The 8368-nt window shown below is 67.1% G+C and carries 5 protein-coding genes; 4 read left to right on the top strand and 1 reads right to left on the bottom strand.

What is annotated here, in order from left to right; all coding sequences use genetic code 11:
• The first annotated feature begins 97 nt into the window (after window positions 1–97).
• Genes VGE27_RS12410 through VGE27_RS12400 form a run of 3 tightly spaced genes read left to right on the top strand, consistent with a single transcriptional unit; the run spans window position 98 to window position 6749 of the window.
• On the top strand, window positions 98–997 hold the full coding sequence (locus VGE27_RS12410; protein WP_331049978.1) for a DUF58 domain-containing protein: 900 nt from the start codon (window positions 98–100) through the stop codon (window positions 995–997).
• A gap of 15 nt (window positions 998–1012) precedes the next feature.
• Window positions 1013–3112: a BatA domain-containing protein gene (locus VGE27_RS12405; RefSeq protein WP_331049977.1), complete on the top strand. Its 2100-nt coding sequence runs from the start codon at window positions 1013–1015 to the stop codon at window positions 3110–3112.
• 34 nt (window positions 3113–3146) lie between these two features.
• A complete protein-coding gene (locus VGE27_RS12400) occupies window positions 3147–6749 on the top strand; it encodes a DUF4175 family protein (RefSeq protein WP_331049976.1) in 3603 nt (1200 codons plus the stop codon).
• An 84-nt stretch (window positions 6750–6833) separates the two neighbouring features.
• Here the strand turns inward: VGE27_RS12400 and VGE27_RS12395 are convergent, their stop codons facing one another.
• Entirely contained in the window at window positions 6834–7208 is a 375-nt protein-coding gene (locus tag VGE27_RS12395) for a four helix bundle protein (RefSeq protein ID WP_331049975.1), read from the bottom strand.
• A 369-nt stretch (window positions 7209–7577) separates the two neighbouring features.
• Here VGE27_RS12395 and VGE27_RS12390 point away from each other — a divergent pair, with 369 nt between their 5' ends.
• Window positions 7578–8066, top strand: a complete 489-nt coding sequence (locus tag VGE27_RS12390) for a PAS domain-containing protein (RefSeq protein WP_331049974.1) — start codon at window positions 7578–7580, stop codon at window positions 8064–8066.
• The last annotated feature ends 302 nt before the right edge of the window (window positions 8067–8368 follow it).

Here is an 8368-nt window from a genome sequence, read left to right as displayed (position 1 = left end):
TTCCAGGCGCAGTCGGAGAAGGTGACCACCGACCAGCTCGTGGCGCGTCTCATCGAGAGCGTGCCGTTGCCCAAGTCTTCCCTGTAACGGTCGCCACGTGCCCGTCGCTCCCGCCGCCTTTCTCGACCCGTCGCTGCTCGCGAAGATCTCCGATCTCGCGCTCCTGGCGCGCACGGTCGTGGACGGATTCATGCATGGCCAGCACCGATCGCTGCGCAAGGGATCGTCGCTGGATTTTGCGGAACATCGCAGCTACCAGCCCGGCGACGACCTGCGGCGCATCGACTGGCGTGTGTACGGACGCACGGACCGGTTCTACATCAAGGAGTACGACGCCGATACGAATGCGGGCGCGCTGTTCGCGCTCGACAGCTCGGGGTCCATGGACTACGGCAGCGGCTCGGTCACCAAGTTCGCGTATGGGCGCATGCTGGCGGCGTCGCTGGCCTGGTTGTCGCAGTCGCAAGGTGACCGTGTGGGACTGGCCACCTTCACGCAGGACCTCGAAGAAGTCATTCCGCCTTCGGTACGGCACCTGCAGCGTATGCTGCACACGCTCGCCGCCACGTCCCCCAAGGGACCGAGCCGGTTGGTGCACAGTGTGGAGCGCGTGGGACTGTTGTCGTCGCGCGCGGGCATTCTGGTGCTCATCACCGATTGCTACGAGCGTCCCGATGCATTGGGGCGTGCGGTGGATGCACTGCGCATGAACGGCAACGATGTCATCGTCTTTCACCTGGTGGATGTGGCCGAGCGTGATCTGCCGGGTGATGCCGACACGACATTCGAGGACATGGAGAGCGGCGCCCTGCTGCCACTCAAGCCGGACGACCTGCGCAGCAAGTATCAGACGCTCATTCGCGAACATCACGCCGCGCTGCAGTCGCGGCTCACGGCGGCCGGCGCCGACTATGTGCGCCTGCTGACCAACGAGCCGCTGGACCGCGCGCTGCACGCCTATCTCGACGCGCGCCTGACGCGCGGCCGGGTCCGCTGAGGAGAAGGCTCAATCATGGGACTCGGATTTCTCGTACCGGCATTCCTGGCAGCGCTCGCAGCGCTGGCCGTGCCCATCCTGCTGCACCTCAGGCATCGCGACCGCGACCGGCCCATGCGGTTTCCGTCGCTGATGTTCCTGGAGCAGTTGCCCATTCGCACCGAAAGCCGACAGCGGATCACTGACTGGCCGATGCTGTTGCTGCGACTGCTCGCGCTCGCGTTGCTCGTGTTCGCCTTCGCGCGCCCGGTGCTCAAGGACCAGCGCGTGATCAGCTCCGACAACCGCACGAAGGCCGTCGTCATTCTGCTCGACCGGTCCATGAGCATGGGCTACACCGGTGTCTGGCCCCGCGCACTGGATTCGGCGCGGGCCGTCATTGATCGACTGGAAGGCAAGGACCGTGTGGCACTGGTGGCCTACGACGATGCCGCCGAAGTGGTGCAGCGTCTCACTGATGACCGCGCTGCCGTGAAGGGCAGCCTGGGTGCGGTGGAGCCGATGCGTCGCGGCACACGACTCGCACCGGCGCTGCGCACAGCGCGCCAGCTGTTGCTCGACGCGCCATTCGCGGCCGCAGAAGTGATCGTGATTTCCGACCTGCAGCGGGCCAGCGCGTCGGGCATCGCCGGGGTGGAGTTTCCGTCAGGCGTACAGGTGCGTGGTATTGGTGTGGGCGGGGCCTCGTGGGTGAACAGCAGCCTGCGCTCGCTGGATGCGCGGCGTGTGCGCGAAGGCGATCGCACGCTGCTGGCCGTCAAGGCGCGGGTGCAAAACCATGCACTCCCCGCAGCGCGCCAGGTGACCGCATCGCTCACCGTGAATGGCCGTGAAGCCACCACCGCATCGACCTCGCTTACCCGCGACGGCGAGACGGTGATCACTTTCACCCCCGTGCCAGCACCCGATGGTGCGGTGGCCGTGCGGGTGGCGCTGCCCCCCGATTCTCTCGTTGCGGATGACACACTGGTGGCGGTGGTGCCGCGCGACGACGTGTTGCGGGTGGCACTGGTTGCCCCCGCAGACATGAGTGCTTCTGAGACGCTGTACCTGCAACAGGCGCTGGGCATCGGCCGGGCACCTCAGATCCAGGTGGAACGTCTCACCAGCGCACCGTCCAACGCGGCCGCGCTGGCCCGAACAGGTGTTGTGTTGTTCTGGGACTTCGCACCGGATGCGTCCGCGGCGCTCAACACCTGGGTGAATGACGGCGGCGGGATCGTGCTGGCTGCGGGACGTCGGCTGGCGGCTCGGCGGTCTGCCATGCCGCCATATGCGGGCATCACCTTCAGCGGCCTTGCTGACCGTGTGAGCGATCGCGGCGGCACCCTGCGCGATGTGCGTGCCGAGCATGCGTTGTTCACGCCATTCCGCGAGGCCAAGGACGCGCTCACCGCCGTGCGCGCCTGGCGCTATCCGCGTGGTGATGCATCACCCACCGCGGACATCCTGGCGCGATTCGACGACGGCGTGCCGGCCGTGCTCGAGCAGCGCATGGGCAACGGCCGCGCGATGACGCTCACGGTGCCGCTCGACAATCAGTATGGCGATTTCCCGCTGCAGCCGGCCTACCTGCCCTTCGTGCGACAGCTCGTGCTGCACACGTCTGGCCGCGATGCCGCCCCACTGTGGCTGAGCACGGGCGAAAGCTGGTCCCTGCCCACCGCCCTCAAGAACCCGGTGGTCACGGGGCCAACTGGCGCGCTTACCCGCCCGCAGGCCGACTCGGCCGGCGCAGCGGTGGCATTGCCCGACGCCGGTCTCTATACGGCCTATTCCGAACGCGCGTCCGGCGAACCCGGCGGCGTACTGGCCGTGAACGTGCCGTTCAGTGAGTCCGAACTCACACCGATGGACACCACCGAGCTGCTGCTCGGGGTGCGCACCACGTCCACGGCCGAGTCGGCCGCGTCCGCTAACACCGACGCCCCGATGACAGTCGAAGAGATGGAACGCCGCCAGAACCCCTGGCGGGTGCTGCTCATTGTCGCGGCGCTGCTGTTGCTCGCCGAGACGATTCTTGGGACACGTGGACGCCGGGGCATGGCGCGCCGCGTGGTTGCCGGCACAACGTCAAACAGCTCGGCCGGCGGATCGACGCCGGCTGGCAAGTGAAGTTCACGGGTTCGCCCCTGTTGAAGGAGCCACGATGAGTCCCGATCGTCAGCTGCTCACCGCACTCGGCACGCTGCGCCGTCAATGGCGCCAGCGCGTGCTTCTCGAATCGGTCGTCTGGATCGGTGTAGCCATTGTGCTGGCGGTGGGCGCAGCATGGGCCATCACCACGTGGCTTGGTGGCGATGGGCGCGCCCTGTGGACGGCCCGCCTCGTTGGCTATGGCCTGATCGTGGTGGCGATCGTGCGCGGACTCGTGTTGCCGTTGATGCGCCGGGCGAGCGACGAACGATTTGCGCTCTACGTGGAAGAACGTGCGCCATCGTTGCGGCAGACGCTGCTGGCGGCCGTGCAGGAAGCACATGTCCCCGAAAGCCAGCGCATGTCGCAGTCGCTGTCGGCGCGTGTGATGTCGCGCGCCGCATCGGCGATCGCGCCGCTGCATCGTGGCGCGTCGCTGGAGCGCGAGCGCATGACACGTGCGGGTCAGGCGATTGGTGTGGTGGGTGCGGTGGCCGCGGTGGCGTTGTTCTTTGGACCGCAGTCGGTGCGTGATGGCGCGCGCCTGCTGTTCGTGCCGTTTGGTACTGCGCAGGCCGCGACGCCGGAACGGCGCGTGGCCGTGGAACCGGGTTCGGTGGCCGTCCCGCGCGGCGGGGCGATTGAGGTGCGAGCGGAGCTGGTGGGTTTTGCGGCGAGCGGCGCGGAGATCGTGTTCCGCACCGACAGCGGTGGTACCACGGGTGGCGAGTGGCAGCGCCTGCCCATGGCCCCCGACGCCGACACGTCGCAGTTCCGTTCGCGGCTGTTCGACATCGTCACGCCCACTGAGTACTACGTGGAAAGCGCGGACGTGCGCTCGCCGGTCTATCGCCTCACGGTGAACAACCTGCCGGCGGTGTCGCAGGTGTCCCTCGACCTCAAGTTCCCCGCGTACAGCGGCCTGCCCACCGAGCATGTGGACGATGGTGGTGACGTGGCGGCGGTGGTGGGCACGACGGTCACCGTGCACGCGAAGGTCACACGCACGGTGAAGGGCGGCACGCTGCGGTTCGACGACGGAACGTCGGTGGCGTTGGTGCCGCAGGGTGACAGCACGGTGAGCGGCAGCTTCCGCGTGACACGCAGCGGCTTCTATCACGTGGACTTGATCACATCCGACGGCCAGACCGTGGCGGGTTCGGTGGAGTATGTGGTGGACGCGATCCCCGATCGTGCGCCGATGGTGCGCATCGAAGATCCGGGTCGAGACACCAAGGTGTCCAATACCGATGAAGTGACCGTGGCGGTGCGGGCTTCCGACGACCTGGGTGTGGTGTCGATGGAGCTGCGCTACCGCGTGAACGGCGGCCCCGAGCAGGTGAAGAAGATCACGGACAGCACGGCGCGCCGGCCGCGCGATGCGCAGGGTGCGCACACGCTGTTCCTCGAAGAGATGTCACTGCAGCCTGGCGACCTGGTGGCGTATCACGCCGTGGCCAAAGACGGTGGCGGTCATGTGGGCACCAGTGACGTGTACTTCCTCGAGGTGCGTCCATTCGGCAAGGACTACCGTCAGGGCGACGAACGTCCTCAGGGAGGCGGTGGTGGTGGAGGTGGCGGCGGGCAGGATTCACCCGACGGCTTCATGGCACGGCAGAAGGAAATCGTGTCGGCCACATTCAACTGGATGCGTGACAGCGCCACGAGCACGGACAAGAAGCGTCGCGAAGACATGGCAACGCTTGCCATTGCCGAAGGACGCCTGCGCACCGATGTCACGGAGCTGGTGAAGCGGCTGACCGAGCGTGGTGTGGCGCAGGGCGACACGAACTTCTTCAAGATTCGGGCGGAGCTGCAGCAGGCCACGGTGGAACTCAAGGCGGCCGAGGAACAGCTGGGTCGTGCGCGCGGTGGTGATGCGATGCCGCCCGAGCAGCGCGCCTTGCAGCGCCTGCAACGCGCCGAGGCGATCTATCGCGATGTGCAGGTGCAGATGGGTGGCGGCGGTGGGGGAGGAGGAGGAGGTGGTGGTGGTGGACAGCAGCGCGCTGAAGACCTCGCCGACCTCTTCGAACTGCAGACCGACAAGCAGCGCAATCAGTACGAGACGGTTCAGCAGGGCAGCGCGGCGAGTGAGCCGCAGCAGCAGGTGGATGAGACGCTGGAGCGCCTCAAGCAGATGGCGCAGCGCCAGCAGCAGGAGAATGAGCGTATGCAGCGCATGGCCGAACAGATGCGCCAGCGTTTGGCGCAGGAGAATGGCGGTGCGAGCGGCTCGAGTGGCGGCGCCTCTGGAGCGTCAGGTCAGGCGGGTGCGCAAGGCGCGGCAGGCCAGAACAACAACCGTCCGAACGGCGGTAACACCAACAGCGGCGCGCAACGTGAGCTGGCGCGTCAGGCGGAAGAAGAAGCCCGTCGGCTCGAACGGTTGTCGCGTGAGCAGAACAACCCGGAGCTCGCGAACGCCGCGCAGCAACTGCAGCAGGCCGCAGACGCCATGCGTCGCGCAGCCAGTGGATCGAACGCGCAGGGGAGCGCAGCGCTCGAGGAACTGACGCGCGCGGCACGTGGTCTCGAAGGGGCGCGATCGGCGGAATCATCGCGAGGCGTGCAGCAGCTGGCCGAGCGTGCGCAGGATCTCGAAGCCCGGCAGCGCGAAATCTCGCAGGGTGTGAAGGCGTTGCAGGGGCAGCAGGCGTCACCGCAGCAGCGTGCCGAACAGCTGCGGCAGATCTCGCAGCAGAAGGATGATCTCAATCGCGACGTGCGTCGGCTGGAGACCGATGCCGATCGGCTAGCACGCGACTCCCGTCGTGACCAGCCCAAGGCAGCGGGCAAGGTGGCCGAGGCAGCGGAGACCATTCGCGATACGCGTCTGTCGGACAAGATCGAATTCTCGAAGCAGGTCGCACGCGGTGGATCGGAGGAATACGCGTCGGCCTTCGAGGCGCAGATCGCCGACAACCTGCGCGACGTGAGCGAGCAGCTGCGTGCGGCGTCGGGATCGCTGCAGGGAGAGTCGGCAGCGCGCCAGCAGGAGCGCACGCTGGAGGCAACGCGCGACCTGGTGCGGGGGCTGGAGTCGCTGCGCGAGCGCATTGCGGACCGGCAGGGTCAGCAGGGTCAGCAGGGGCAGCAGGGGCAGCAGGGGCAGCAAGGGCAGCAAGGGCAGCAAGGGCAGCAGGGCCAGCAAGGAGGCGGGGCACCGAATGGCTCAAACGCGGGTGCGCCGCGGATGGGCGGGTCCCCGAGTTCTCAGGTGGGCCAGATGGCGCCGGGCGGATCGCCGATGAGCGGACAGATGGCAGGCGATGCCAATCAGTTCGCGCGTGAGTTCCGGTTGCGCCGAGAGAACGCGGAAGGACTGCGTCGCGAGGCGGCGGCTCAGGGGATCGACACGCGGGATCTGGACCGGGCGATCGAGGGGCTGCGCCGCCTGGAGAACAGTCGGGCGTTCGGCGATCCGAAGGGGCTCGAGGCGCTGCAGACAGCGATGCTGGAGCGGCTCAAGGACTTCGAGTTTGCGGCGCTGCGAGCGGCGGGGCTGGGGAGCGACGGCCGGCCGGCGGCAGGGGCGCGAGCGGCGGTGCCGGGGGAGTACCGGGCGTTGGTGGAGGAGTACTACCGGTCGTTGGCACGGAGAGGCGGGAAGTAAAAGCGGGGACTGCGGGGGCTGGAACAACGGAAGCTGGACCTACGGGAGCTGGACCTACGGAAGCTGGGGGAACGGGAGCTGGAACTACGGGTCGGCTCTCGCGATTCTCGAGCGGATGGCGCGGAGCAAGCGCTCCATCATCTGACACACCACCGCGCGTTTCGCCTGACAGCGGCGCGCGGTGTGCACGTCGAGCGCGCCGGACGCGCGGGCCACGCGTAGATGCGCGCCCACCTCGTTCGCAGAGCCCAGCGCGATGCTGATGCCACGCGCGAACTGCTGATCGGAGCTCAGCCCCGCCGCCTCGGCGATGTTCGCGGGGATCGCATCAGCGGCGGCGAGCAACTGCGCACGCAGCCCGGGCACTTTGCCTACGCGGATGTGGGACGCTGCGTCGTGAATCGCGGCGCAGAGATCGTGCGCGGCGGCGAGGACTCGGAGATTTCGGAGATCGGCCATGCGCGACGATGCATGGTCCAGGCCCGCGCGCGGTAACCCGATCTACGCGCTCATACCCGTTTCTCCAGCCCCCGCTGGAACCCGTAGTTCCAGCCCCGTAGTTCCAGCCCCGTTGGAAGCCGTAGTTCCAGCTCCCGTTTCTCCAGCTCCCGTCCCACCAGCTTCCGTAGTCCCAGCCCCCGCAGTCCCCGCTTCTAAAGTCACGCCCTTCGCCCGTCCCTCAACTCGTGACACCCTGTTCCTCCCGCAACACAAAACTGACAGGGAATTGGCCTCAAGTCTTACTCAACCATTCCGATCATATGAATTGAACGAGCGTGGTTGCCGCCGATGTCGGTGGGGGCCGCTCGCGCCCGTTATCGCAGTCCAATGCCTCTCGATACCACAACCCGGATGCTGGCCCCGTTCCTCAATCGCCTGAATGATGAGGAACTGGATTCCATTCCCTACGGCGTGATCCAATTGGATCCCGAAGGGTTCGTCGTTTCGTACAATCGCGCGGAAGCCGAGAATGCCGGCCATGCCCTGCGACCCATCGGACAGCACTTTTTTCGCGAAGTCGCTCCCAGTGCGAACGCGCCCGAGTTCCATGGGCGCTTCCAGCGCGGCGTTGCCACAGGCCGCCTCGACGAGACCTTCACGTTCACGTACCACTGCGACCTGATGCCGCGGCGTGTACAGGTGCGACTCTACCTCTCACCTCAGACGCGCTCGGTCTGGCTCTTCGTGGCCAAACCGGATGGCACACCACTCGATTGGCCGACCGCCGACCTCTCGCCCGTGCTGTGCTCAAAGCATGTCCAGAGCTTCACCGGGTTTGCCGCCCTGCACGCCACGGTCGACGCCCTGCTCGCCTGATACACACCGCGCCTCGATGTGCCCGAATGCGCCAGCCGACCACCCAGGTCCGCTGGCGCATTCGGGCATTCAGACATGCGCATTCCAGAACCCGTATCACGCGCCTCCGCGTACCACCTCCGCAACGCGCCCATCACATTGCTCGCGCTTTGACGCGCCAGGCGTAGCATAGGAGGCATGGAACGCCGACTTTTCCTCGCCGATCTGACGCGCTACGCCGCCCTGTGCGCCGTCGTCCCCAACATCTGGCGCGTCACCTCGCGCCCCCGCTTCGCCGACGACCCCTTTGCACTCGGCGTCTC

This window comes from Gemmatimonas sp. (genome assembly GCF_036405635.1).
Lineage (GTDB): Bacteria > Gemmatimonadota > Gemmatimonadetes > Gemmatimonadales > Gemmatimonadaceae > Gemmatimonas.
Note: the sequence above shows the minus strand (reverse complement) of the source record. Positions and strands in the feature narration are given on the sequence as shown.